The following is a 24,783-nucleotide window of genomic DNA, read 5'->3' as shown; positions in this document are numbered from 1 at the left end:
TTTATAAGCTCATTACAATTTACTACTTTTGGCAAATGAATTTACCAAAAAGATATATTATAACCGTTGTCACAGTTCTTGCTGTGACACTGTTTTTTGGGTGTGAAAGTAATTTTAAGGAAGTGCAAAGAAGTAATTTTGCAGAATTTGTCCCAGGAAGTGATGTTGATACTGTAAATATCAAATATACTGATTCAGGTCGTATAACAGGTATTTTGATAAGTCCTAAAATGCTGGATTATTCTAATCTTGAATTTCCATTTACAGATTTTCCAAAAGGAATAGATGTTACTTTATATGATAAAAAACAAAAGCGTACTTTTATTAGATCAAATTATGCAGTTTCTTATAAAGATACCGGAATAATTGATTTGCAGGGAAATGTAAAAATCACTTCAGAAGCTGGCCAGGTTTTAGAAACCGAACAGCTTTATTTCGATCAGAAAAATGAATGGTTTTACACAGAAAGAAAATTTAAACTTACCGATGCTAAAGGAGTGTCAACCGGACAAGGAATAGATTTTAGTAAAGATTTTAAAATGATTAATTCACAGCGCATAAGCGGTGAAATTGAATCAAACGAATAGAAATTATGGGTTATTTAAAATACACACAATACGTATATATTGCATTTGCAGTTTACTTTATTTATGACGGAATTACAAAAATGAATGAAGGTGCCGAATCTTATCCGTTAAGTTTTGTAATTGCAGGAATGGCAATATTTATGTTTTTCTTCAGGAGAAGATTTGTCAAAAAATTTGACGACCGAAACAAAAAACAATAAAAATGGAAATTAGTATTATAATATTGTGTTTAATACTATCAGCTTTTTTTTCGGGAATGGAAATAGCTTTTATTTCCTCCAATAAAATTTATCTTGAAATCGAAAAAAAACAGGATAACTTTTTATCAAGAATCTTAACCAGACTAACCCAGAATCCTTCAAAATTTATTGCTGCAATGCTTATTGGCAATAATGTAGCATTGGTTGTTTATGGTTTTTACATGGGAGATTTAATTCTTCAATGTTTTGTTGGGTTAGGATTTCAGTTTTCTGCTTTAACAAGTCTGCTTGTTCAAACTGCACTTTCGACTTTTATTGTTTTAATAACAGCCGAATTTTTTCCGAAAGTGTTTTTTCAAATTTATGCAAATTCATTAATTAAGTTTTTTGCTGTTCCAGCTTATCTTTTTTATAAGCTATTCTATTATATTTCTACATTTTTTATTTGGATTTCCGATTTTGTTTTAAGAAAATTTTTTAAAACAGAAGGCGATCAGGTACAATTGTATTTTAGTAAGGTAGAATTAGGAAACTATATTACCGAACAGATGAACGCTGTAGAAGATGATGAAGAAGTTGATTCTGAAATTCAGATTTTTCAGAATGCATTGGAATTTTCGGGAGTAAAAGCGCGTGATATTATGACGCCTCGCACAGAAATTGTCGATATCGACTTATTTGAAAGCGTTTCAGACTTAAAAGCGCTTTTTATTGAAACCGGTTATTCTAAAATAGTTGTAAGCCAAAATTCACTTGATGATATTGTAGGCTATGTCCATTCTTTTGATTTGTTTAAAAAACCCAAGACGATCAAATCTGTTTTAATGACGGTTGAATTTGTCCCAGAAACAATTTTGATCAAGGATGCATTGAATCTGCTCATCAAAAAAAGAAAAAATGTTGCGGTTGTTCTCGATGAATATGGAGGAACTTCAGGGATTATTACAATTGAAGATATTGTTGAAGAGCTTTTTGGTGAAATTGAAGACGAGCATGATCTGGATGAAGAACTTGTGGAAGAGGAATTAGGAGAAGGTAAATATTTGTTTTCAGCCCGATTAGATGTTGAATATTTAAACGAAACCTATAAATTAGAAATTCCAGAAGAAGACTCATACGGAACCTTAGGCGGATTTATAGTCAATTCTACTAAGAAAATTCCACAAAAAGGAGACGAAATTGTAATCGATAACTATCATTTTGTGATAGAAGAGGCAACAAATAAGAAAATTGAATTAGTAAAAATGTCCATAAAAGACTGATTTTTTTTAATAATTAAAAAAATTGTTGAAAATAAAACGCTAGTTGTATTGTTATTAACTAGATAATTGTATTTTCGCAAACTGAATATAAAATTAACGATAATAAAAATGGCAGTTTTAGCAAAAATTAGACAACGTTCCGCGTTATTGATAGGAGTTATTGCACTTGCATTATTTGCATTTATAATACAAGATCTATTTAATAAAGGAACACTTAGTCAAAGTTCAAAAGATGTGGGAAGCATCGACGGAAAAGATATTTCATTTGAAGACTTTAGAGTTAAAGTTAGTAATGTTGAAAAAAGTGGTCAAGGAATTACTTCCACTGAAGCTGCAAACAGAGTTTGGGATCAAGAGGTTTCAATCGCGTTGTTATCTGCTCAATTTGATAAATTAGGATTGAGAGTAGGTGAAAAACATTTAATTGAAGTTTTAAAAGCAGATCCAAATATTGGTAAAAATCCAATGTTTTTAAATGCAGCAGGAATGTTTGATGTAGTAAAATTCAAAGATTACTTCAAAACTAATCCTGAAGCAGCGCAATATATTTCTCAAAAAGAAAAAGATGCTGAATTAAACGCAAAATTCCAAATCTACAATACATTAATCAAATCTGGACTTTACACAACTGCTAGTGAAGGAAAGTTGAAATATGAAATGGAAGCTAATAAAGTAAACTTTAGTTATGCTGCTGCTTTATATTCTTCTATCAAAGATAGTGAAGTAAAAATCTCTGATGATGAGATCGTAGATTATATGAAGAAAAACGAGAAAAAATTCAAAGCGGATGAAACTCGTGAAATTCAATACGTTTTAGTTGAAGACAAAGCTTCAAAAGAAGACGAGGCTGAAATCAAAGCTAAAATTACAGGATTGTTAAACGGAAGCGTTGTTTACAATGCAAAAACTGGTAAAAACGATACTTTAGCTGGTTTTAAAAATGCTACAAACATTGCTGAATTTGTAAACTCAAATTCTGATGTTCCTTATGATTCTACTTATGTTCCTAAAAACGCTTTACCTGCTGTAGATGCTGATAAATTATTCAGTTTGCCTGCTGGAGCAATTTACGGACCATATGTTTACGGAAGATACTATGCTATTTCTAAATCTTTAGGATTCAAAGCTGGTGTTAACGCAAAAGCAAGTCACATTTTAATTGCTTATGACGGATCACAAACTCCAAACGCAAAAGAAAAAAGAACTAAAGAAGAAGCTAAAGCTAAAGCTGAAGAGATTTTAGCTCAAGTTCAGGCTAATCCAGATAGTTTCATGATGCTTGCTTTTACAAGCTCTGATGATTCATCTGCACAACAAGGTGGTGATTTAGGATATTTTGGTCAAGGCCAAATGGTAAAACCATTCAATGATTTTGTATTCAATAACGGAATTGGTAAAGTTGGATTGGTTGAAACTCCTTTCGGTTTCCATATTATCAAAGTAACTGACAAACAAGACGGAATTCGTTTAGCTACAATTGCTCAAAAAATTGAGCCTTCTGAAGCTACTTCTGATAAAGTATTTACATTGGCAACGAAATTCGAAATGGATGCTGCTGATAAAGATTTTGCTGCTACAGCAAAGGAATTAGGATTAAAAGTTGCTGCTCCGGTAACTGCAAAAGCAATGGATGAAGCATTTGGTCCTTTAGGAAACCAACGTAACATCATTAGATGGGCATTTGATAAAGAAACTAGTATTGGTGATGTAAAACGTTTTGAATTAGCTAATATTGGTCACGTAATTGCTCAATACAAAAGCGAAAACAAATCAGGTTTAGTATCTGTAACTTTGGCTAGACCTTATGTTGAGTCAATCTTGAAAAACAAGAAAAAAGCTGAAATCTTAAAAGCTAAATTAACTGGTTCTACAATCGAAGCTATGGCTAAGAGTGCTGGTGTAGCGGTTCAACAAGCAACTAATGTTACTATGGATAATCCAGTTTTACCAGGTGGAGTTGGACAAGAGCCTAAAGTTGTTGGAAATGCATTTGCTTTAGCAGCAAATAAAGTTTCTGCTCCAATTGAAGGAAACACTGGAGTTTATGTAGTTAAAAATATTAGTACAGTAAAAGCTCCTGCAATTGCTAACCACGCAGAATATGTTGCAAAATTAAAATCTCAAGGTGCATCTGATTCAAGCAGAGTTTTACCAGCTTTGAAAAGCAATGCTAAAATTGAAGACAATAGATTACAATTTAACTACTAATTTTAGAAGTTAAATCAAAAATAGAAAACCCGAAACATTTAATGTTTCGGGTTTTTTTATTGAAAAAAATTCCATAAAAATTATGTTTTGTAATCCATATTGCCTGTTTTTTTGTAAGTTATATAGGAATAATAGAAATATAATTTAAAAAATTTGGGTTATTAGAATTATTGCACTTAATTTGTTAAAATTTTTATTTAAACAGAATAAATTTTATTTGTACGATATTTAAAAATAGTGAGAGAAAAATGAATAAGTACTTTAATAATCAGATCGTTAATGTTTTTTGTGTTTAAGCTTTTTAGAAGAAAACCGAGAATATATTCCAAAATTGAGAATCATATTTACGGAATCATTATTGAGCTTTTAAAAGTGAGCAGTACTGATATCAATGTTGATGAATTAGGTGGCAAATACTATTTGAGTAACGAGGAACAGCACTTTAAAGTTACCATCTTGAGTAATGATTATGTGATTCGATTAACGAATACACGTGATTCTGTTGCTGAAAAATACGACAAAGGATTTGTGGAGGATGTTTTAAAAGCTGTAAAAGAAGAAAAACATCGAAGAATGGAACTTGTCTATGATTCAATCAACAATAGCATTGAAAAAATGGCAGAACGACTTCATAATACACTTATCGAATCGAATGAACTTGAAAATCAAAAAGTTCGCCATTTGCAATCGGAACCAGAATTTGCTGAAGATAAAAAAGTCAATACTTAAATTATAAAATCATTTCTTCGTAAGTAAGAATGGTTTCATATCCTTTTTTTTGAAAATAGGCTGTCGGATTTTCATCTGCAACTACCATTACAAAATCGCCACCCCAAGCTCCAAGACTTTTAATTGCGCCATTGAAATCAGGAAATGCCTTTTCTTTTATGGTTTGGATTTCAAGAATATCACTCAAATGATTTTCATGTCTTTCAATTGCGCGGGTAAATTCCTTTAATGTTTTAGAGTGCAGGATTGCATTAGTAATTTTGTTGTTTTCGGCTACACTTTTAGCTAGATTTTGATCTTTGTGTTTATTGTAAGCATGAATCGCCGCTTTGCTATTTTGTTTTTTGTTTAGATAAACAAAGAAAATGTTTTTTGTAAAATCAGGATTGAAAATTACTGGTTCAACACTGTTGTTTTCTATTTTATAAAGAATAGGAGTGTCGTTTTGAGCGCACGCAATATCGTAGCCACTTCCTCCAAAACTGTTTCGTAACAAGGTAAAAGCATTAATTTTTGTCCATTGCGCAATATTATTGATCAAAGTCGAAGAAGTGCCCAATCCCCAATTTCTCGGAAAAGTAAGGTTTGTTGTGATTTTATATCCTTCAGATTGATTAATAAAATCTGGATTTAATAAATAAGCTTCATGAAGAATATTTATAAGAGTTGTTTTTACAGTTTCAATTTCTGATTCAACATTATTGATAACCTCTTCAAAAGAAATGGTATTTTCAAACCAAAGTGTATTGTCGTAATCGTAGCTTTTCCAATCAATGATTTTGTCTTTGGCATTTTCAATAATTAAATTCTGTCCAAATTTAGTTGGCAATGCAAAGGCATCTGCACCGTCTAAAACTAGATATTCTCCAGATATGAATAATTTTCCGTTACTGTAAAATGTTGTTGGCATACGTGATTTTTTAGCCCCGATAGCAGTGAAAATCCTTTTGTGCCGGGGTTCGGCATAAAAGATTGTAACGGATAGCGGGATTAGCTCCTAATTATTTTCTTAAATTTTCGATGAACTCAACGACAGCACTATGTGAAACTGCTGTTTTCTTGAAATGCGCTTTAATTAATTGACGCTCTTCATGAGTTGCTTCAAACTGATTGATGATATTATTAAGGTGCATTTTCATATGCCCTTCCTGGATTCCAGTTGTGGTTAAAGAGCGTAATGCAGCAAAATTTTGCGCAAGACCTGCAACAGCTGTAATCTCCATTAATTCTGTTGCCGAAGGCTTTTGAAGAATTTCTAAACACAATTTTACCAATGGGTGTAAGGAAGTCAAACCGCCAACTGTTCCTAAAGCCAAAGGTATCTCTGTCCAGAAAGTAAAAATTCCGTTTTCAATTTTTGCATGTGATAAACTTGAATATTGTCCGTTTCTTGATGCATAAGCGTGAACTCCGGCTTCGATTGCTCTAAAGTCGTTTCCAGTTGCTAAAACCACTGCGTCTATCCCATTCATAATTCCTTTGTTGTGCGTTACGGCTCTAAAAGGCTCGACTTCGGCAATTTGAACGGCTTGAACAAAACGTTCAGCAAATTCCTGCGGATTTGTAATATGTTTTTCTGCTAAATCTTCAATTGGGCAAGAGACTTCAGCTCTTACAAGGCAATGCGGGACATAATTCGATAAAATACTCATAATTACCTGAAGCGAATCTTCTTCAGAAAACAAATCAGAATTTTGAAACTCCTCTTTTAAAGTCGAAGCAAACTGTTCCAGACATGAATTGATGAAATTGGCTCCCATGCTGTCTTTTGTTTCAAAAGTCGCATGAAGCTGAAAGTAATTTTCAAGTAGATTTCTTTTGTCTTTTAGCTGGATATCCAAAATACCGCCGCCGCGTTGCTGCATATTTTTAGTAATGCTTTGCGTTTCTGAGAAAAATTTTGGTTTTATTGCCGTAAAAAAAGATTGAAGTTTTTCGGCATTTCCATTAAAAGTAAAATGTACCTGACCAATTTTTTCGGTATTGATTATAGTCGTTTTGAAACCACCACGTGTTGACCAGAATTTTGCTGCTTTTGATGCTGCTGCAACAACAGAGCTTTCTTCAATTGCCATTGGAATGGTTTTGTACTTTCCATTAATTAAGAAATTAGGGGCAACTCCAAGTGGGATATATAAATTGGTGATTGTGTTTTCAATAAATTCGTCATGAAGTTGCTGAAGCTTTTCGTCTGAATTCCAGTAATTTCTTATAATATTTAGAGCCTCTTCAGGTGTAGAAAAATATTCGTTGGCAATCCAGTTTATTTTTTCTTTTTTGGATAATTTAGAAAATCCGGCAACAGCGTTGTTCATTCTCAATGTATTAAATAATATTGTGGGTACAAAGATACTATTTTAAGAGTTTTTATTGCAATCTATTTCAGACATGAAAGTACGCAATCGTTATTTTTTTTAACATTTAACACTTAAAATGTGTATTATGTTTATTTTTTTTACTAAAATTGGGCTCTTTTTATATTTAAAATAATTATAATGAATACAAGTAAATTTACTGCAGTACTTTTATTTTTAACTGCGGTTGTTTTTGGACAGCAGAAAATAACTGTCGAAAACATTTTTGGAGGTACATTTCGCGCTAAAGGAATGGACCAAATGCAATCCTTAAAAAATACCAATCAATATACTGTTTTAAATGTCGATCAGGCAAGCAGAAGTATGCAAGTGGATTTGTATGATTTTGCAACTTTAAAAAAGGTTTCAAATTTAATTGATACAAAAAACTTCAAAGAGCTTGCAGAGGGAATTGATGCTTACACTTTTGATGCTTCAGAAAAGAAGATTTTGATTGCTTGTAATTCAAACAAGATTTTCCGTCACTCTTTCACTGCCGATTATTTCATTTATGATATTGCGGGAAAAACGTTAACAAAATTGGTTGATTCTCAAATTCAGGAGCCAACTTTCTCTCCTGACGGAACAAAAATCGCTTACGCAAAACAAAATAACCTTTATATCTACGATGTAGCTTCAAAAAAAGCGACTGCCGTTACAACAGACGGAAAGAAAAATGCTGTTATAAACGGTATTACGGACTGGGTTTATGAAGAAGAATTCGCATTCGTGCGGGCATTTGACTGGAGTAAAGACAGCAAGAAATTAGCTTATATTCGTTTTGACGAAAGCCAGGTTCCGGAGTTTTCAATGTCAATCTTTCACAAAGATTTATATCCAACAATTGAAACATTTAAATATCCAAAAGCAGGAGAAAAAAATTCAGTAGTTTCATTACATATATATGATGCTGCAGGAAATACTTCGAAAAAAGTTGATTTAGGAAATTACAATGATTTCTATATTGCTAGAATGCAATGGACAAATGATAATAATGTATTGTCGGCACAGGTTTTAAACCGTCACCAAGATAATTTGGATTTATTGTTTATTGACGGAACTACAGCTGCAGCAAAAGTAGTTTTAAACGAAAAAGACAAAGCTTACGTTGATATTACAGATAATTTGACTTTCTTAAAAGATAACAGTTTTATCTGGACAAGTGAAAAAGACGGTTTTAATCATATTTATGTTTATGATAAAACCGGAAAACTTAAAAATCAGGTTACAAAAGGAAACTGGGAAGTAACTTCATACTACGGTTTCGACGAAAAAACAAAAACTATTTTCTATCAGTCTACAGAAAATGGTTCTATAAACAGAGCAGTTTACCGCATTTCATTAGACGGAAAAAACAAAGTTGCTTTGACAAATAAAATTGGTACAAATAAAGCGACTTTCAGTCCAAATTTCCAATACTTCATTAATACGTATTCTAGCGCTTCTCAGCCAACGGTTTATACTTTAAACGATGCAAAAGCTGGAAAAGAAATTCAGGTTATTGAAAATAATCAAGCTCTTGCAGATAAATTAAAAGGATTTAATCTTCCTTCAAAAGAATTTTTTGTTTTAAAAACAGCCAAAGGAAATGAATTGAACGCTTGGATTATGAAGCCAAAAGATTTTGATGCTTCAAAAAAATATCCAGTATTTATGATTCAGTATTCTGGTCCAGGATCGCAACAGGTTGTAAACGGATGGGGAAGCTCTAACGAATATTGGTTTATGATGCTTACGCAGCAAGGTTATATCGTTGCTTGTGTTGACGGAAGAGGAACTGGATACAAAGGTGCCGATTTCAAAAAAGTAACACAATTACAATTAGGTAAATATGAAGTTGAAGATCAAATCGATGCGGCAAAAGTAATAGGTTCTTACCCATATGTTGATGCTTCAAGAATTGGTATTTGGGGATGGAGTTATGGAGGATTCATGGCTTCGAACTGTATTTTCCAAGGAAATGATGTTTTCAAAATGGCAATAGCTGTTGCGCCGGTTACAAATTGGAGATTTTATGACAGCGTTTACACAGAAAGATACATGCAGACTCCACAAGAAAATCCAAATGGTTATGATCAAAACTCTCCTATAAACCATGTTGATAAATTAAAAGGTAAGTTTTTATTGATTCACGGTTCAGGAGATGATAACGTACACGTGCAAAATTCAATGCAAATGATGGAAGCTTTGATTCAAGCAAACAAACAATTTGATTCTCAAATTTATCCAGATAAAGACCATGGAATTTCTGGCGGAAATACCAGAATTCAGCTTTATAATAAAATGAGTAACTTTATCAAAGAAAATTTATAATCTAAAAAATATTAACCTAAATAATAACGAAAATATGGGAGAAACTAAAGTAAAAACTGCGCATCCAAAAGGACTTTGGGTATTGTTTGGAACGGAGATGTGGGAGCGATTCAATTTTTATGGAATGCGAGCTTTATTGACTTTATTTCTTGTGAACTCATTATTGATGAAGGAAGAAGAAGCTTCATTGATTTATGGTGGTTTTCTTGGACTTTGTTATTTGACTCCAATGCTTGGAGGTTTTATTGCTGACCGTTTTTTAGGAAACAGAAATTGTATTCTTTTAGGCGGGTTGTTAATGGCAACAGGTCAAATGTTGTTGTTTACCAGTGGAAGTGTTTTTGAGTCCAATTTAGGGCTTGCAAAAACAATTATGTATTGTGGATTAGGAGTTATAGTTTTCGGAAACGGATTCTTTAAACCGAATATTTCCAGTATGGTAGGAAGTTTGTATCCAAAACAGGAAAAAACTAAATTAGATACTGCTTTCACTATTTTTTACATGGGGATTAACATTGGGGCTTTCTTAGGACAGTCAATTTGTCCGCTATTAGGAGATGTTAAAGATGCAGGAGGTATCAGAGATATTCATGCTTTCAGATGGGGATTCATGGCGGCTTCTGCTGCGATGCTTATCGGAACAGTTCTTTTTTACATCTTAAAAAATAAATATGTAGTTTCTCCAGAAGGAAGACCATTAGGAGGTTTGCCTTCTAAAAATGAAGCTGCTGATTTTGAAGAAGGTGAAGCTCAAAAAGCAAATTTCTCTACAAAATCTTTAGTTATTGCTGGAATTGCATTCCTGATTTTGGGATTATTTTTTCACTATGTAGTTGGACAAAATTTAATTTACACATTAATTTATTCAAGCGGATTAGCTTTAGCAGGATTAATCATTTCTGATACTTCGCTGACAAAAGTTGAAAGAGATAGAATCTTTGTAATTTACATTGTTTCCTTCTTTATTATTTTCTTCTGGGCTGCTTTTGAACAGGCTGGTTCTTCATTAACTTTTATTGCAGATAATCAAACAGATCGTCACTTTTTTGGTTGGGAAATGCCACCATCAATGGTTCAGATTTTTAACGGACTTTTTGTTGTGGTAATGGCGGTTCCATTTAGTATTCTTTGGGATTTCTTAAGAGCTAGAGATAAAGAGCCAATTTCTCCAGTAAAATTAGCGGCAGGATTAGTTATTATTTCGATAAGTTTCTTCATGATTGCAACTCAGGTTTCATATATTGGAACTACAGGATTGTTATTAGTTAAGTGGTTGATTTTATTATATTTCTTAAATACATGTGCTGAGTTATGTTTATCTCCAATTGGATTATCATTGGTAGGTAAATTATCTCCAAAACGTTTTGCATCTCTTTTGTACGGAGTATTTTTCTTGTCTAATGCTTCAGGATATGCATTAGGAGGAACTCTTGGATCAATTTTGCCGGCAACTGGAGATAAATTCGCAAAAGCAAAAGAATTAGGAATTGATCTTCATGCAGTGTTAAACAAAACAATTACACCAACTGCTGAACAATTAGCATTGTTGGATAAACATCAAATTAGTGCTGAAAACCCGATTTTCGCAGGATTTGAAATTCATAATTTGAACGAATTCTTTATGGTATTTGTTGTTCTTACTGGTGCTGCAGCAATTTTATTATTTGCTTTGACTCCATTATTGAAAAAAATGATGCACGGTGTTAGATAAAATGGAGAATACAATTACATTAGAAGAAATTCAAAATTTTAAAGGCAAGTATCCAAAACAATTGTGGTACTTGTTTTTAGTTGAAATGTGGGAACGTTTTTGTTTCTACGGAATGAGAGGGGTTTTAGCAGTTTTCATGGTAGACCAATTAGGTTTGGTTGAAGGGAAAGCGAATCTTCAATATGGTGCTGTACAGGCTTTTGTTTATGCTTTTACATTTATTGGAGGAATCTTTGCTGATAAAATTTTAGGATTTAAAAAGTCACTTCTTTTTGGAGGAATCGTTATGATTTTGGGTAATTTACTGATTGCTGCAAATCCACATGATTTCTTTTATTACGGTATAACACTTTCTATTATCGGAACTGGTTTTTTTAAGCCGAATGTTTCTTCAATGGTAGGGGAATTATATCACGAAGAAGATGGGCGCCGTGACGCAGGTTACGGATTGTTTTATGCCGGAATTAATATTGGAGGTATGTTGGGTGGTGCAATTCCTATTTATTTAGGAAAAAACTATTCTTGGAGTTTATGCTTTCTTTCTGCAGCAATTGTTATGGTTATTGGTGTTATAACTTTCCTTTTGACTAAAAAACATCTTGCTCCAATTGGAAATTCTCCATTGCAAAATCAAACTCCTAAAAGACGTAATCTTTCCGAAATCGCAGTTTATGCTGGTTCTATATTGGTAATTCCACTTGTTTACATAATGGTTATAAATTCTGATTATACAGAGTATTTTATGTATACGATAGGAATTTTGGCATTAGTATATTTTATATATGAATTAATAATGATTAAAGAAGGAAAGCAGCAACTTAAGCTGTTGGCGGCATTTATCTTTATTTTTGCGTATTTCATGTTCATGGCTATTTCAGAGCAATCAGGAGGCTCATTGTCTTTGTTTGCAAAAGATAATTTATCTACCAAATTGTTGTTTTTCAATATTGATCCTAATGTGGTGAATAATAGTATAAATTCATTATATGTGATTATTTTTAGTCCATTAGTTGGTTTGTTGTGGATATATATGGCGAAGCGAAAAATTGAGCCAAATACGATTATTAAATTTAGTTTGTCATTCCTTTTACTGGCGGCGGGATTCTTTATTTTTTATGCTGCAAGATTTTTTGTTAATAAAGATGGATTAAGCTCTCTGGATGTTTTTGCTTTAGGATATCTTCTATATACACTTGGAGAATTGTGTATTGGTCCAATTGGAATGTCTGTGATTACCAAGTTATCTCCTAAAAGATTATTTGGAATGATGATGGGATTATGGTTTTTATCTAGTGCATTCGGGCAGTTTGCTGCCGGAAAATTAGGTGCTGAAATGTCAAATGCAAATACAGGAACTACGTTAATGTCTAAGTTGATTGCGTATACTGATGGTTATTATCAATTAGCAATTTATGCAGTTGTTGCTGGTGTTGTTTTCATAATCGCTATGCCATTGATCAAAAAATTAATGCAAGAAGTAAAATAGATCTTATTGAGCGATTCTTTTTTTGTTTAAATTTGTGCAAAATAAAACTAAGATGAAAAAATTATACATAATCACATTGTTTGTAATTGGAGGTTTTGTGTCTCAAGCGCAGGAGCTAAAATGGTACACTGATGTCAGAGAAGCAATTACAGTAAGTAATAATGTCCATAAACCAATGCTGATGTTTTTCACAGGTAGTGATTGGTGCGGTTGGTGCATACGTTTACAAAATGAAGTTTTGAAAACGCCTGAATTTAAAAAATGGGCTACTGATAATGTGGTTTTGGTTGAATTGGATTATCCAAGAAGAACACCTCAAACTCCTGAAATAAAAAATCAGAATAACGAATTGCAACAAGCTTTTGGAATCCAGGGGTTTCCAACTATTTTTTTTACAAGTGCTGAAACAAAAGATGGAAAAGTAAATTTTAAAGGCCTTGGTCAAACAGGTTACGTTGCTGGTGGTCCAACTGCCTGGCTTACTGTAGCAGATGGTATCGTTAATCCGAAGAAGTCGTAAGATTAAAATATAAATAAAATTGGAGAGCTCCTTGTGTTAATTTACACAAGGAGCTTTTTTCTTTAGTAGGAAAGTTTTTATTTAAATTTGTGTGCAATTGATTATTTGATATTTATTTATATATAAAAAAACATATTATGTATTTTTTGTATTAATAAAAATTGGAAAATTAAAATAATATGTTAATTTCGTCACTCTATCTAACCAAAACCAATATAGTATGACTAAAAAATTACTTACCCTACTGTTTTTTTTAGGTTCATTTTTTATGCAGGCTCAGAATCTTGTTTGGAAAACAAATATGACAGACGCAATTGCACTTAGTAATGAACAAAGAAAACCAATGTTAATTCTTTTCACTGCCTCAGGTGTACCAGAGAATCTTCAGAATGAAATATTTAAAACACCGGATTTTGCTGTATGGTCCCGTGATAACGTAATCCTCGTTAAGCTTGATTTGTCTGATAACGCTGCGTCTGACGGTGATAAAGAACAAAATCTTAAATTGAAAAATGCTTTTGGCGTAGACGAACTACCTCAGGTTTGTTTTGCAAGTGCATCTATCAGAAAGACAAAAACGACTTTTAGCGCGCTAGGAAAAATATCCTATAAACCAGGCGGAGCAAAAGCATGGATTGCCGAATCTAATGGGATTTTGCATCCAAGTGAATAGACATAAACAGCGTTTAATCGTTTAAAAATTCCCTTTTTACAATGTAGAAAGGGAATTTTTTTATGACACAGATAGATAGTTTAATAATTTAGCATATGTTTTTTTTTCATTTTTGTATTTTTTTAACTTTTAATTAGCAAATTCGATTTTCTTTATTTTTTTTTCAATTTTTTGTTTAAACTTGAGAATTTTAGCGGGATATTATATTACTTTAGTCGAAATTAACCTACTCCTTAAACCCCAAAGATTATGAACAAAAAATTACTTACTCTAGTATTTTTCCTAGGTTCGTTTTTTCTGCATTCGCAGGGATTAGTCTGGAAAACTACAATGACTGATGCTGTTGCTGCAAGTATGGAACAAAAAAGACCGCTATTTATATTTTTTACAATTGCGGGCGCACCAACAAAACTTCAAAACGAAATTTTTAATACGCCAGATTTTGTCGTATGGGCTCGTGACAATGTTGTTTTGGTAAAATTGGATTTATCAGATACTACAATATCTGATGCTGAAAAGGAGCAAAATGTAAGTTTGAAATCGGCACTTGGTGTTGTTGAATTGCCGCAGGCTTGTTTGACTTTAGCTACTGTTCGAAAAACAAAAACAACTTTTAATTTGCTTGGTAGGCTTCCTTACAAACCAATAAGTGCAAAAGCATGGATTACTGAAGCTAATATTATGATGAATCCAGAGTAATAAAACTTATTTTAACTGATAATATCCCTTTTCGGCAGTAGCATGAAAAGGGATATTTTTTTTGCTACAGGTTTCTTTCCAAATTTTTTGAATTGAATTGGAATTTGAGGCATCGGCAATAATAATTTTTGGATGCATTTCTGAAAGCACACGTTCTAAGTTTATTTTTGGAGATTGAATGAGCAATAAAATATCGGGCTGTATATTGTTTTTGTAAATTCCTGAACTGTCTATGATGAATATTTTTTTTCCATTGTAGAACATTACATTTTTAATTGTAGTAATCGATTTTATTTTGCTGAAATTTCCAACCAAATAAGATTTCAAAATGTTGTTTTTTGGGTCAGCTAAAAGAAGTTTATTAGTTGTAAATAAATCAACATTTTTTCCTGAAACCATCGTAATCAACGTTTTTTTCTTTGCGTTGTAAACAATCATTTCCGTCTTAGTTACTGTTTCCTTTTTTGTGTAAATGAAGGAAATTTGAGTTGTAATTATTGCAAGAACAAATAATAGAAATTTTGGATAATCAGGTTTTTTGAGCCAAATAATTGATGTAAATATTAGCAGATAAAAGGTGACTAAGAAATAAAAATTAAAACTTATATCAAGTATTACAAAAGATTTTACTGAAGCAACGGCGTGAATAATCTGATTTAAAAGATAAATGCTTTTCTCAAGAATTTGAGCTAAAAGTTCTGGCGGAACATCAAAAGCGGCGTATACCATTACGATAATTCCGGCTACCATTACAAATGCTAAAACAGGAATGATTGCGATATTGGTAATGAAAAACAAACCTGGAAATTGATGAAAATAATATAAACACAAAGGGAAAGCTCCTATTTGAGCGGCAAATGATACGGTCAAAGCGTCCCATATATAAACTGCTATTTTATTTTTCGGACTCCAGATCTTCTTTAATAATGGTTGTAACCAAAGAATAAAAAATAAAGCAATATAGCTTAATTGAAAGCCTGCATCAAATAGAAAATAAGGCTCAAAAAGTAAAATCAAAAGTATTGAAACCAAAAGGTTGTGGTAAATATTTCCTGTTCTACGAAGATGATTTCCAACGGCTAGAAAAGAAAACATTACAACTGACCGTAAAACTGATGGTGATAATCCTGAAATTATTGCAAAAGAACTTAAAGCTGTTAAAACGGATATTAATTTTATAAACGAACCTTTTCGGGTGTTTGGAATTGGCTTCAATAAAAAATTGATAAGAAGCATAATAAAACCAACATGCAGTCCAGAAACAGATAGTATATGCGTAGCGCCAGAATATTGATAATCCTGAATAATATCGGATGAGATTTCTTGTTGCTGTCCTAAAATTAAAGCAAGCGCTACATTCATTTCGGCGGGATTGAAATCTGCTTTTTCCAAATTCTGAATAATGCGCTGATGCAGGAAATCTGAATAATACCAAATGTCTTTTGTGATTTCTTTATTGATTTTGATTTCAGATTTATTGATATAAACTTGTGCATAAATTTGGCGATCGGCTAAATATTTGTCATAGTCAAACTGATTTGGATTTTTATTTGAATTGTTGCGCTTTAAAGTTGTTTTTACTTTAATCTGATTGCCAATTAAAATGCGATTAATTGTGCTGTCTTTAGCAATGTTGACAATGATTTTGCCAGAATAAGCTTTTCTGTCTATAGAATATATTATTGCTGTATAGCGATCGCTATATGAATTGCTTTTTAGTTTTTCGCGGATTGTACATGTAATTTGACACGGATTTTCAAAAGCTTTTTTGCAATGGATATAATTTGACTTTTGAAGCGAATCAGTGTGTGCGAGTAAGCTCATCCCGCCGATGAAAAATGAAATAAAATAGGTGTTCGCGCCAAATAGGGAAATCGATATTTTATATTTTTTGCTTAAAAAGTATAAAATCATAAAAATAACGAAACCAACAATCACAGCTATAATTGAGACGAGCATTGTTATCTGTTGATAATAAAAAAATAAAATACCGAGAAGAAACCAAATGGTAATTCTGACTAAGGGAAAATCTAATACTTTCATGTTCTAAAAGTATTAAAATTTTGTAAGAAAAAGAATATAATTTTTTATTCTATAATTCGATTGATTTGAGCAAAAGAATTTTGATAGTAAGGTTCCTTTGTAGAAGAAATAATCACGCCTTTTGAAGTAGAGGAATGTATGAATTTAATTTCGTTTGAATTTATTTCTGTGATTAATCCAACATGATTTATCTGTTTGCTCTTGTTGGTTTTAAAGAAAATTAAATCGCCTTTTTGAGCGTCTTTTGCCGGAATTACAATTCCGATTTTTGATTGTTCGAATGAACTTCTAGGCAATTTAATATTTTCAGATTCAAAAGTAGTGTAAACAAGTCCGGAACAGTCAAAACCATTTTTAGTAGTTCCGCCTGCTTTATATTTTACGCCAATATTTTCTGATGCAGTTTCGATCAAATGATTGACAATATATTTGTTTTCTCGTTTTGTCTCCTTTTTGCTGACTGCAGCCGAAGAAGATTTACAAGAGACAAAAGTGATTGCTAAAAGCAGTAAAACAATTATTTTTTTCAAAATCAAAAAGTTTAAGCTTGCTTTAAGTCGGTGACAATAAGTTTTGCTGTTTTTTTGCTTGCACCAACTCCGCCAAGTTTTTGTTCCAAAACATCATAGTTCTTCAATAATTTTTCGCGGTAAGCTGGCTCTAATAATTTTTGAAGTTCTTCTTTGATTCGTTTTGTGTTGCATTCACTTTGAATCAATTCAGTCACAACTTCCTGATCCATAATTAAATTGACAAGCGAAATGTATTTTAAAGTGATAATGCGTTTTGCAATTTGATATGAAATCGCACTTCCTTTATAGCATACAACTTCGGGAACTTTAAAAAGAGCTGTTTCTAAAGTTGCTGTTCCAGAAGTTACTAAAGCCGCAGTTGAAGAACGCAACAAATCGTAAGTTCTGTTAGAAACAAAGGCAATATTTTTATTTTTTATAAACTGCTGATAAAACTCGTAATCCTGACTTGGAGCGCCGGCAATTACAAATTCATAATCCTGAAAATCATCTACAACGCTCAACATAACACTTAGCATTTTTGTGATTTCCTGTTTACGGCTTCCCGGCAAAACGGCAATAATTGGTTTTTCGCCTAATTTATTTTCTTTTCTAAATGTTGCTTCATCAAAAGCAGGCTGATTCTGGATAGCATCAATTAACGGATGCCCGACAAAATCAACTGGAAAATGATGCTTGTCTTCATAAAAACTTTTTTCGAAAGGAAGAATCACAAACATCTTATCGACATCTTGTTTGATTGCTGTAATTCTATTTTCTTTCCAAGCCCAAATTTGCGGCGAAATATAATAGTGTGTTTTGTAATTTAAGGCTTTTGCCCATTTTGCAATACGCATATTGAAACCCGGATAATCAATAAAAATTAATACATCAGGCTTGAATTCAGAAATGTCTTTTTTGCAGATTTTAATATTATTCAAGATTGTTTTTAAATTAAAAACAACTTCAACAAATCCCATAAAAGCTAAGTCGCGATAGTGTTTTACTAAAGTTCCGCCAGCTTTCTGCATTAAATCACCACCCCAAAATCTGATTTCAGCCTGCGGATCTTCTTCATACAAAGCTTTCATTAAATTAGAACCATGTAAATCTCCAGAAGCTTCGCCAGCTATTATGTAATATTTCATATTGAGTTTTTTAAAAGTGTGCTGTAATTTTAAAGCACAGCATTTTTTTTGCAGAACAAAGATAAGATTTAAATAAACAAAGTCGAAATTGCCAAAACAATCACAGCAAAAACAACGCCTCTCGCCATTAATTCTTTGTTTCTTTTTAACAGAAATAAGAATAAAAGAAGATCTAAAACGGTTCCTAAAGTGATTACTTTCCCTAAATATCCGTATTGTTTTATGGTTTGAAGCCCATTTGAAAGATCAAAAGAGGTAAATAATTTAATGAAAAGATAACTTCCTATAAGTGAAGTGATAATTCCGATAATAAAACCAATAAGTATGTCTAATTTATTCATTTAATTTCCAAGTATTAAGTTGTTGCATTGAATGATGAGCCGTTAAGTCAAACTGAACGGGAACAACAGAAATATAACCATTTTCGAGAGCCCATTCATCTGTATCTTCACCCTTGTCTTCGTTTGTGAATTTTCCGGTCAGCCAGTAATAATCTTTTCCAAAAGGGGTTTGTCGTTTGTCAAATTTCTGTGCATAATACGCTTTCGCCTGGCGACAAATTTTAATTCCCTTTATTTCGTTTTCTTTTAATTTCGGAAAATTTACATTTAAAACGACACCTGTAGGCAATTTATTGGCAAGCGTTTCAAGAACTATTTTTTTAACGAAGGATTTTACGGGCTCAAAATTGGCATTCCAGTCAAAGTCAAGAAGAGAAAAACCTATTGCCTGAATTCCTTCGATTCCCGCTTCGACAGCAGCGCTCATTGTTCCAGAATAAATTACATTGATCGAAGAGTTTGAGCCGTGATTTATTCCCGAAACACAAAGGTCTGGTTTTCTTTTCAAAATTTCATTTACTGCCAGTTTTACACAATCTACGGGAGTTCCAGAACAGCTGTATTCGGTTACAGCATCATCATCTTTAGAAATTTTATCTAGAAATAAAGTGTTGTTGATTGTTATGGCATGCCCCATTGCACTTTGCGGCTTATCAGGTGCAACAACCACAACTTCTCCAATAGTTTCCATAACACTAATCAAGGCTCTAATTCCGGGAGCCAGAATTCCGTCGTCATTGGTTACTAATATTAAGGGTTTTTCGTCTTTCATGCTATGGTTGAATTTTTTGTTTTATCAAAATTAAAGCTTCTTTAGGCAAATGTAGTAACAGATTTTGGTAGATTTCTAACAAATAAATAAAAATTCTAAACTAAATCTTAAAGGACTTTTGAACAACAAACAATTTTATATCTTTAACAAAAAATTATAGTGAGCTTGGCTTTGTTGGCACAGTTTTTACCGTAACTTAGATTAAAAAATTTGATGAATGCTATTATTAAGTTTATGAAAAGAAATTATAAAATACTTATAGCCGTATTATGCTTATCTGTTACCCTGTTTGCATTTAAAATAAATGCTGATAAGTCTGAAGATCCGGATCCAAATAGAGACAAAACGCTTTTAGAACTGCTTGCCTTTGTTATTGAAAAAGGACACTATAGTCCGGCTGAGATAAATGATGAATTTTCTAAGGGAATTTTTAAAGATTATATTGATGCACTGGATCCTTCAAAAAGGTTTTTCCTGCAGTCAGATATTGATGAATTTAAGCAGTACGAATTACAGCTTGATGACCAGTTTTTAAACAAAGATCTTACGTTTTTTAATCTTACTTATACAAGATTGATGAAGCGTATGGAAGAAAGTAAAAAACGTTACAAAACAATTTTAGCACAGCCTTTCAACTATAATGTTGACGAGACTTTTAATGCCGATTATGAGCATCTTCCTTATGCTAAAAATGCAACTGAAATCAATGAAAGATGGAGAAAACAGATTAAATTATCTACACTTTCTTCATTGGTTACAAAACAAAAATTAGAAGATGATAAAAAGAAAAGCGATCCTGCTTATAAAGAAAAATCATTTGAGACTTTAGAGAAAGAAACTCGCGAGAGTTCTTTAAAATCGTTAGATGATAATTTCAGTTTGATTAAAGATTTGAATAAAGGAGATTGGTTTTCTGTATATGTTAACTCAATCATGACTCGTTTTGATCCTCATACAAGTTATTTTGCTCCAGAAGAAAAAGATCGTTTTGATGTTAACATCAGTGGAAAATTAGAAGGAATTGGAGCTCGTTTAACGAAGAAAAATGATTTCACTCAAATTGATGAATTAATTTCTGGTGGGCCAGCATGGAAAGGAAAACAGCTTGAGGCAGGTGATATGATTTTGAAAGTGGCACAAGGAAACGAAGAGCCAGTTGATGTTGTAGGAATGCGTCTTGATGATGTTGTGAAAAAAATTAAAGGTCACAAAGGGACTGAAGTAAAACTTACAGTTAAAAAAGTTGACGGTACTATTAAAGTAATTTCAATTATCAGAGATGTTGTTGAAATTGAAGAAACATACGCTAAATCAAGTATTGTTGAAAGAAACGGATTGAAATACGGTGTAATTTATTTGCCAAAATTCTATATTGATTTTGAAAATAAAGATGGCCGTGACGCCGGAAAAGATATTGCTCTTGAAGTTGAAAGACTGAAAAAAGAAGATATTAACGGTATTGTTCTTGACGTTCGTGATGACGGAGGAGGATCTCTTTCTACAGTTGTTGATATTGCTGGTTTATTCATTGAAGAAGGACCAATTGTACAGGTAAAATCTGCTGGTAAAAAGAAAGAAGTTTTATACGATAAAGATAAAAAAATCGAGTGGGATGGACCATTGGTAATTATGGTGAACAGTTTCTCAGCTTCGGCTTCAGAGATTTTGGCTGCTGCAATTCAGGATTACAAACGTGGAGTTATCATTGGAAGTAAACAAACTTACGGAAAAGGAACAGTGCAAAATGTTCTTGATTTGAATCAGTTTGTGCGTAACGCAAATTATGGTGATCTTGGAGCTTTGAAAATCACAGGGCAAAAATTCTACAGAATCAACGGTGGATCAACTCAGTTAGAAGGTGTTCATAGTGATGTTGTGATGCCAGATCGTTATGCTTATTTAAAAATGGGTGAGCGTGATATTGATAACGCAATGCCTTGGGACAAAATTGATCCAGCTGATTACAGCACTTGGACTTCTAATGAAAAATTCAACCAAGCAATCAATAACAGCCGTAACAGAATTGCTAATAATGATCAATTCAAATTAATTGAAGACAATGCAAAATGGATTGACATTAAAAATAAAGAGAACACTTATAGTTTAAATATTAAAAACTTTAAAGCGACTCAGGAACAAGTTGAAAGTGAAGGTAAAAAATACAAACCAATTGCTGATTACAAAAACAATCTGGTTTTTAAATCATTGCCTTATGAAGAACTTGAAATGAATAATGATGCTACATTAAAAGAAAAAAGAGAAGCTTGGCACCAGGCATTAGCTAAAGACGTTTATGTAGAAGAAGCTTTAAATGTTTTAGATGATTTGCAAACTAAAGGCTATGTAAAAAATACGGTTACTCCAAAAATGAAAAAGGATAAACTGGTAAAATCTTAGTTCGAAAAGAATTAATTTGTTATTAAAATGCTCCATAGATGTACTATTTATGGAGCATTTTTTTGTAAGTTTATTTCGTAATAAAAATAAAAGATGAAGAATTATATTGTTTTAGTTTTGATAGGTTTGGTATTGTTTTCTTGTAAAAAAGAGAATTCAGAAAGAGTAGAAGCACTGCCAGAAAAACCGGCACCTTTTACTTCGGCTTCAGTGCAAAACACTACAGATTCTTTGTATACTGTTTCCTATTTGCCAACTTCAACCACAGGACAGATTGTAAAGCACAAATACTATACACTTTCATATAATGAAAAATTTGAACAGGCTGAATGGGTTGCGTACGAATTAAAAAAGGAATATTTAAAAAATAATGAATACAAACGTCCTTATTTTATTGAAGATCCAAAAGTAACAACGGGTTCTGCAGATTGGAGAAATTATAAAAAATCAGGTTATGATAAAGGGCATCTCTGTCCTGCCGGCGATATGGAATTCAATAAAGATGCTTATAACGATACTTTTTATACCTCTAATATTTCTCCTCAAAAACACGATTTCAATAGCGGAATCTGGAACAGAATTGAACAAAAAACACGTTATTGGGCTGGAAAGTATAATGATATTTATGTAGTAACGGGAGGAATTCTGAAAGATTCAGACAAAAAAATAGGGACAGAAAATGTTGCTGTCCCTAAATATTTTTATAAAATTGTTCTAGCTAAATCTGGGAAAGAACATAAAGCAATTGCTTTTTTGGTTCCGAATGAAGACAGTGACAAGTCTATTTATGATTTCGTTGTTCCGATTGAAACTTTGGAAAAAATGACTGGAATTGATTTCTTTCCGAATTTGAAAAACTTAAAAAGCAGTAAGGACTTTTAATTCTTGAATAGTCTGAGTTGGATTTTCGGCTTTAAAAACAAAGCTTCCTGCAACTAAAACATCAGCTCCGGCTTCTACTAATTGTTTTGCATTTTTGCTGGTAACTCCGCCGTCAATTTCAATTAAAGTTGAAGCGTTTTTGCGTGTAATTAAAGCTTTTAGTTTTTGAATTTTTGCATAAGTATTTTCAATAAAAGATTGCCCTCCAAAACCTGGATTAACGCTCATAATGCAAACTAAATCAATATCATTTATAACATCTTCTAATAAATCGATATTTGTATGAGGATTAATAGCAACTCCGGCTTTCATTCCTTCAGCTTTAATGGCTTGCAAAGTTCTGTGCAAATGCGTACAAGCTTCATAATGTACTGTTAGTCCATTCGCTCCTAAATCTGCAAAAGTTTTAATGTAGCGATCGGGATCGATAATCATTAAATGTACATCAATATATTTTTTTGCATGTTTTGAAATAGCTTCTAAAACGGGCATTCCAAAAGAGATATTCGGAACAAAAACTCCATCCATGATATCGATATGAAACCAGTCAGCTTGGCTGTTGTTTATCATTTCTACATCGCGTTGCAGATTTGCAAAATCGGCAGCAAGAACTGAAGGAGCTATAAGTGTATTTTTCATTGTGTAGTGGTGTGTTGTTTTTTACAAAGATAAATTTTTTATGATTTGCATTGAAATTTAACCGCAAAGTGCGCTAAGATTTACGCAAAGCACACAAAGTTTTTTAAAGAATCTCGCAAAGTCGCAGAGTCGCAAAGAATAATAAACTTTGCGACTCTGCGACTTTGCGAGCATATTTCTATAAATAACAAACTTTTCAGCTAAATATAAAATAAAAAACTCCGGTAATCAGCCGGAGTTTCAATCATCAATCAAAAAACGAACAGTCAATCAAACTGTTGTTTGCGTTACAAAGGTTTCATGTTTTATGTTTCAAATTACAAAAACAACCTGAAACTTTAAACCTGAAACAAATATTGTTTATCCTAAATAAGTTTTAAGGATTTTACTTCTAGAAGTGTGTTTCAATCTACGGATTGCTTTTTCTTTAATCTGACGAACACGCTCACGAGTTAAGTCGAAAGTTTCTCCAATTTCCTCAAGAGTCATTGGGTGTTGATCGCCAAGACCAAAATACAAACGAACTACATCAGCCTCTCTTGGAGTTAATGTTTCTAATGAACGCTCGATTTCAGTACGTAATGATTCGTGAATTAATTCTCTGTCTGGGTTTGGAGATTCTCCAGAACGTAAAACGTCATAAAGGTTAGAATCTTCACCTTCAACAAGAGGTGCATCCATAGATAAGTGACGACCAGAGTTTTTCATAGACTCTTTTACGTCATTTACAGTCATGTCAAGTTCTTTTGCAATTTCTTCAGCAGAAGGTGGGCGCTCATTAGATTGCTCTAATAATGCATACATTTTGTTGATTTTATTGATAGAACCAATTTTGTTCAAAGGTAAACGAACGATACGAGATTGTTCTGCCAACGCCTGAAGAATCGATTGACGAATCCACCAAACTGCGTAAGAGATAAATTTGAAACCACGAGTTTCATCAAAACGTTGTGCAGCTTTGATAAGACCTAAGTTTCCTTCGTTAATTAAGTCAGGAAGAGTTAATCCTTGATTTTGATATTGTTTAGCAACCGATACAACGAAACGTAGGTTGGCTTTTGTTAATTTTTCTAATGCTCTTTGATCACCCGCCTTAATTCTTTGTGCTAATTCTACCTCTTCATCAGCGGTAATTAGGTCAACTTTTCCGATTTCTTGTAGATATTTATCTAACGATGCAGTTTCACGATTGGTTACCTGCTTGGTGATTTTAAGTTGTCTCATGTTTTTGTCTCCTCAATTTTTAAGTGTACAAGTAGTTATACGTATGAAGTGTCAAAAAAGTTACAACTAAATAAAAAATATTT

22 protein-coding genes are annotated in these 24,783 nt (G+C 32.5%); 13 read left to right on the top strand and 9 right to left on the bottom strand.

The genetic code is table 11. The annotated features are described in order from the left end of the window. Nucleotides 1-35: 35 nt before the first annotated feature. From lptC to GQ47_RS05055, 5 genes are all read left to right on the top strand, one after another. Entirely contained in the window at nucleotides 36-587 is a 552-nt protein-coding gene (lptC, locus tag GQ47_RS05075) for an LPS export ABC transporter periplasmic protein LptC (RefSeq protein ID WP_035645811.1), read from the top strand. Nucleotides 588-592: 5 nt separating this feature from the next. After that, entirely contained in the window at nucleotides 593-787 is a 195-nt protein-coding gene (locus GQ47_RS05070) for a hypothetical protein (protein ID WP_035645809.1), read from the top strand. Nucleotides 788-789: 2 nt separating this feature from the next. Beyond that, complete coding sequence (locus GQ47_RS05065) at nucleotides 790-2,049, top strand: hemolysin family protein (RefSeq protein ID WP_035645807.1); 1,260 nt, start codon at nucleotides 790-792, stop codon at nucleotides 2,047-2,049. Nucleotides 2,050-2,157: 108 nt separating this feature from the next. Next, nucleotides 2,158-4,257, top strand: a complete 2,100-nt coding sequence (locus GQ47_RS05060) for a peptidylprolyl isomerase (RefSeq protein ID WP_035645804.1) — start codon at nucleotides 2,158-2,160, stop codon at nucleotides 4,255-4,257. A 279-nt stretch (nucleotides 4,258-4,536) separates the two neighbouring features. After that, nucleotides 4,537-4,986 carry a hypothetical protein gene (locus GQ47_RS05055; protein WP_035645801.1) on the top strand — a complete coding sequence of 150 codons (450 nt, stop codon included), beginning with the start codon at nucleotides 4,537-4,539 and terminating at the stop codon, nucleotides 4,984-4,986. A gap of 1 nt (nucleotide 4,987) precedes the next feature. Here GQ47_RS05055 and GQ47_RS05050 read toward each other — a convergent pair whose 3' ends face one another. Together GQ47_RS05050 and GQ47_RS05045 are read right to left on the bottom strand one after the other, a co-directional pair. Further along, on the bottom strand, nucleotides 4,988-5,896 hold the full coding sequence (locus GQ47_RS05050; protein ID WP_035645799.1) for a GYDIA family GHMP kinase: 909 nt from the start codon (nucleotides 5,894-5,896) through the stop codon (nucleotides 4,988-4,990). Between the two features lie 91 nt (nucleotides 5,897-5,987). After that, nucleotides 5,988-7,301, bottom strand: coding sequence for a hydroxymethylglutaryl-CoA reductase, degradative (locus GQ47_RS05045; RefSeq protein WP_035645796.1), 1,314 nt, complete (start codon nucleotides 7,299-7,301; stop codon nucleotides 5,988-5,990). A gap of 180 nt (nucleotides 7,302-7,481) precedes the next feature. On the opposite strand from GQ47_RS05045, the gene GQ47_RS05040 reads away from it, so the two are divergent. The 6 genes from GQ47_RS05040 to GQ47_RS05015 all read left to right on the top strand — a co-directional run bounded on the left by GQ47_RS05040 (nucleotide 7,482) and on the right by GQ47_RS05015 (nucleotide 14,742). Further along, nucleotides 7,482-9,653, top strand: a complete 2,172-nt coding sequence (locus GQ47_RS05040; RefSeq protein ID WP_035645793.1) for a S9 family peptidase — start codon at nucleotides 7,482-7,484, stop codon at nucleotides 9,651-9,653. A gap of 34 nt (nucleotides 9,654-9,687) precedes the next feature. Next, the gene (locus GQ47_RS05035) at nucleotides 9,688-11,364 is read left to right on the top strand and encodes a peptide MFS transporter (protein WP_035645791.1); all 1,677 of its coding nucleotides are present in this window, start codon (nucleotides 9,688-9,690) and stop codon (nucleotides 11,362-11,364) included. Between the two features lies 1 nt (nucleotide 11,365). Next, on the top strand, nucleotides 11,366-12,850 hold the full coding sequence (locus GQ47_RS05030) for a peptide MFS transporter (RefSeq protein ID WP_035646816.1): 1,485 nt from the start codon (nucleotides 11,366-11,368) through the stop codon (nucleotides 12,848-12,850). Between the two features lie 52 nt (nucleotides 12,851-12,902). Beyond that, complete coding sequence (locus tag GQ47_RS05025) at nucleotides 12,903-13,370, top strand: thioredoxin family protein (RefSeq protein WP_035645789.1); 468 nt, start codon at nucleotides 12,903-12,905, stop codon at nucleotides 13,368-13,370. A 220-nt stretch (nucleotides 13,371-13,590) separates the two neighbouring features. Next, nucleotides 13,591-14,043 (top strand): thioredoxin domain-containing protein, encoded by a 453-nt coding sequence (locus tag GQ47_RS05020; RefSeq protein ID WP_035645787.1) that lies wholly within the window; start codon nucleotides 13,591-13,593, stop codon nucleotides 14,041-14,043. Between the two features lie 249 nt (nucleotides 14,044-14,292). Then, complete coding sequence (locus tag GQ47_RS05015) at nucleotides 14,293-14,742, top strand: thioredoxin domain-containing protein (protein ID WP_035645786.1); 450 nt, start codon at nucleotides 14,293-14,295, stop codon at nucleotides 14,740-14,742. Nucleotides 14,743-14,748: 6 nt separating this feature from the next. Here the strand turns inward: GQ47_RS05015 and GQ47_RS05010 are convergent, their stop codons facing one another. The 5 genes from GQ47_RS05010 to surE all read right to left on the bottom strand — a co-directional run bounded on the left by GQ47_RS05010 (nucleotide 14,749) and on the right by surE (nucleotide 19,558). Further along, complete coding sequence (locus tag GQ47_RS05010) at nucleotides 14,749-16,785, bottom strand: ComEC/Rec2 family competence protein (protein ID WP_035645783.1); 2,037 nt, start codon at nucleotides 16,783-16,785, stop codon at nucleotides 14,749-14,751. 44 nt (nucleotides 16,786-16,829) lie between these two features. Next, a complete protein-coding gene (locus GQ47_RS05005; RefSeq protein WP_035645780.1) occupies nucleotides 16,830-17,315 on the bottom strand; it encodes a C40 family peptidase in 486 nt (161 codons plus the stop codon). An 11-nt stretch (nucleotides 17,316-17,326) separates the two neighbouring features. Further along, nucleotides 17,327-18,445 carry a lipid-A-disaccharide synthase gene (gene lpxB, locus GQ47_RS05000; protein WP_035645778.1) on the bottom strand — a complete coding sequence of 373 codons (1,119 nt, stop codon included), beginning with the start codon at nucleotides 18,443-18,445 and terminating at the stop codon, nucleotides 17,327-17,329. 68 nt (nucleotides 18,446-18,513) lie between these two features. Next, the gene (locus GQ47_RS04995) at nucleotides 18,514-18,786 is read right to left on the bottom strand and encodes a hypothetical protein (RefSeq protein WP_035645776.1); all 273 of its coding nucleotides are present in this window, start codon (nucleotides 18,784-18,786) and stop codon (nucleotides 18,514-18,516) included. Then, nucleotides 18,779-19,558 (bottom strand): 5'/3'-nucleotidase SurE, encoded by a 780-nt coding sequence (gene surE, locus GQ47_RS04990; RefSeq protein ID WP_035645774.1) that lies wholly within the window; start codon nucleotides 19,556-19,558, stop codon nucleotides 18,779-18,781. The genes GQ47_RS04995 and surE overlap by 8 nt, the downstream gene beginning before the upstream one ends. 213 nt (nucleotides 19,559-19,771) lie before the next feature. Between surE and GQ47_RS04985 the strand changes: the two genes are divergently transcribed. Beyond that, nucleotides 19,772-21,955, top strand: a complete 2,184-nt coding sequence (locus GQ47_RS04985; protein WP_035645772.1) for a carboxy terminal-processing peptidase — start codon at nucleotides 19,772-19,774, stop codon at nucleotides 21,953-21,955. A gap of 93 nt (nucleotides 21,956-22,048) precedes the next feature. Next, a complete protein-coding gene (locus tag GQ47_RS04980; protein WP_035645771.1) occupies nucleotides 22,049-22,837 on the top strand; it encodes a DNA/RNA non-specific endonuclease in 789 nt (262 codons plus the stop codon). On the opposite strand, the gene rpe is transcribed toward GQ47_RS04980, so the two are convergent. Then, entirely contained in the window at nucleotides 22,814-23,476 is a 663-nt protein-coding gene (gene rpe / locus GQ47_RS04975; protein ID WP_035645769.1) for a ribulose-phosphate 3-epimerase, read from the bottom strand. The two genes, GQ47_RS04980 and rpe, sit on opposite strands and share 24 nt — an antisense overlap. A 360-nt stretch (nucleotides 23,477-23,836) precedes the next feature. Next, nucleotides 23,837-24,700, bottom strand: a complete 864-nt coding sequence (locus GQ47_RS04970) for a sigma-70 family RNA polymerase sigma factor (RefSeq protein ID WP_007804760.1) — start codon at nucleotides 24,698-24,700, stop codon at nucleotides 23,837-23,839. Nucleotides 24,701-24,783: the final 83 nt, after the last annotated feature.

The organism is Flavobacterium sp. ASV13 (genome assembly GCF_000745775.1).
GTDB lineage: Bacteria > Bacteroidota > Bacteroidia > Flavobacteriales > Flavobacteriaceae > Flavobacterium.
This window is presented reverse-complemented; position numbering and strand designations above follow the sequence as displayed.

What these genes read in the sequence shown, in the direction of transcription:
- GQ47_RS05040 (WP_035645793.1), top strand. Translation starts at nt 7,482, where the DNA reads ATGAATACAAGTAAATTTACTGCAGTACTTTTATTTTTAACTGCGGTT.
- GQ47_RS05050 (WP_035645799.1), bottom strand. Translation starts at nt 5,896, where the DNA reads ATGCCAACAACATTTTACAGTAACGGAAAATTATTCATATCTGGAGAA.
- GQ47_RS04970 (WP_007804760.1), bottom strand. Translation starts at nt 24,700, where the DNA reads ATGAGACAACTTAAAATCACCAAGCAGGTAACCAATCGTGAAACTGCA.
- lpxB (WP_035645778.1), bottom strand. Translation starts at nt 18,445, where the DNA reads ATGAAATATTACATAATAGCTGGCGAAGCTTCTGGAGATTTACATGGT.
- GQ47_RS05065 (WP_035645807.1), top strand. Translation starts at nt 790, where the DNA reads ATGGAAATTAGTATTATAATATTGTGTTTAATACTATCAGCTTTTTTT.
- GQ47_RS05020 (WP_035645787.1), top strand. Translation starts at nt 13,591, where the DNA reads ATGACTAAAAAATTACTTACCCTACTGTTTTTTTTAGGTTCATTTTTT.
- GQ47_RS05030 (WP_035646816.1), top strand. Translation starts at nt 11,366, where the DNA reads ATGGAGAATACAATTACATTAGAAGAAATTCAAAATTTTAAAGGCAAG.
- GQ47_RS05070 (WP_035645809.1), top strand. Translation starts at nt 593, where the DNA reads ATGGGTTATTTAAAATACACACAATACGTATATATTGCATTTGCAGTT.
- lptC (WP_035645811.1), top strand. Translation starts at nt 36, where the DNA reads ATGAATTTACCAAAAAGATATATTATAACCGTTGTCACAGTTCTTGCT.
- surE (WP_035645774.1), bottom strand. Translation starts at nt 19,558, where the DNA reads ATGAAAGACGAAAAACCCTTAATATTAGTAACCAATGACGACGGAATT.
- GQ47_RS05055 (WP_035645801.1), top strand. Translation starts at nt 4,537, where the DNA reads ATGTTTTTTGTGTTTAAGCTTTTTAGAAGAAAACCGAGAATATATTCC.
- GQ47_RS05015 (WP_035645786.1), top strand. Translation starts at nt 14,293, where the DNA reads ATGAACAAAAAATTACTTACTCTAGTATTTTTCCTAGGTTCGTTTTTT.
- GQ47_RS05035 (WP_035645791.1), top strand. Translation starts at nt 9,688, where the DNA reads ATGGGAGAAACTAAAGTAAAAACTGCGCATCCAAAAGGACTTTGGGTA.
- GQ47_RS05060 (WP_035645804.1), top strand. Translation starts at nt 2,158, where the DNA reads ATGGCAGTTTTAGCAAAAATTAGACAACGTTCCGCGTTATTGATAGGA.
- GQ47_RS05010 (WP_035645783.1), bottom strand. Translation starts at nt 16,785, where the DNA reads ATGAAAGTATTAGATTTTCCCTTAGTCAGAATTACCATTTGGTTTCTT.
- GQ47_RS05025 (WP_035645789.1), top strand. Translation starts at nt 12,903, where the DNA reads ATGAAAAAATTATACATAATCACATTGTTTGTAATTGGAGGTTTTGTG.
- GQ47_RS04995 (WP_035645776.1), bottom strand. Translation starts at nt 18,786, where the DNA reads ATGAATAAATTAGACATACTTATTGGTTTTATTATCGGAATTATCACT.
- GQ47_RS04985 (WP_035645772.1), top strand. Translation starts at nt 19,772, where the DNA reads ATGAATGCTATTATTAAGTTTATGAAAAGAAATTATAAAATACTTATA.
- GQ47_RS04980 (WP_035645771.1), top strand. Translation starts at nt 22,049, where the DNA reads ATGAAGAATTATATTGTTTTAGTTTTGATAGGTTTGGTATTGTTTTCT.
- GQ47_RS05045 (WP_035645796.1), bottom strand. Translation starts at nt 7,301, where the DNA reads ATGAACAACGCTGTTGCCGGATTTTCTAAATTATCCAAAAAAGAAAAA.
- rpe (WP_035645769.1), bottom strand. Translation starts at nt 23,476, where the DNA reads ATGAAAAATACACTTATAGCTCCTTCAGTTCTTGCTGCCGATTTTGCA.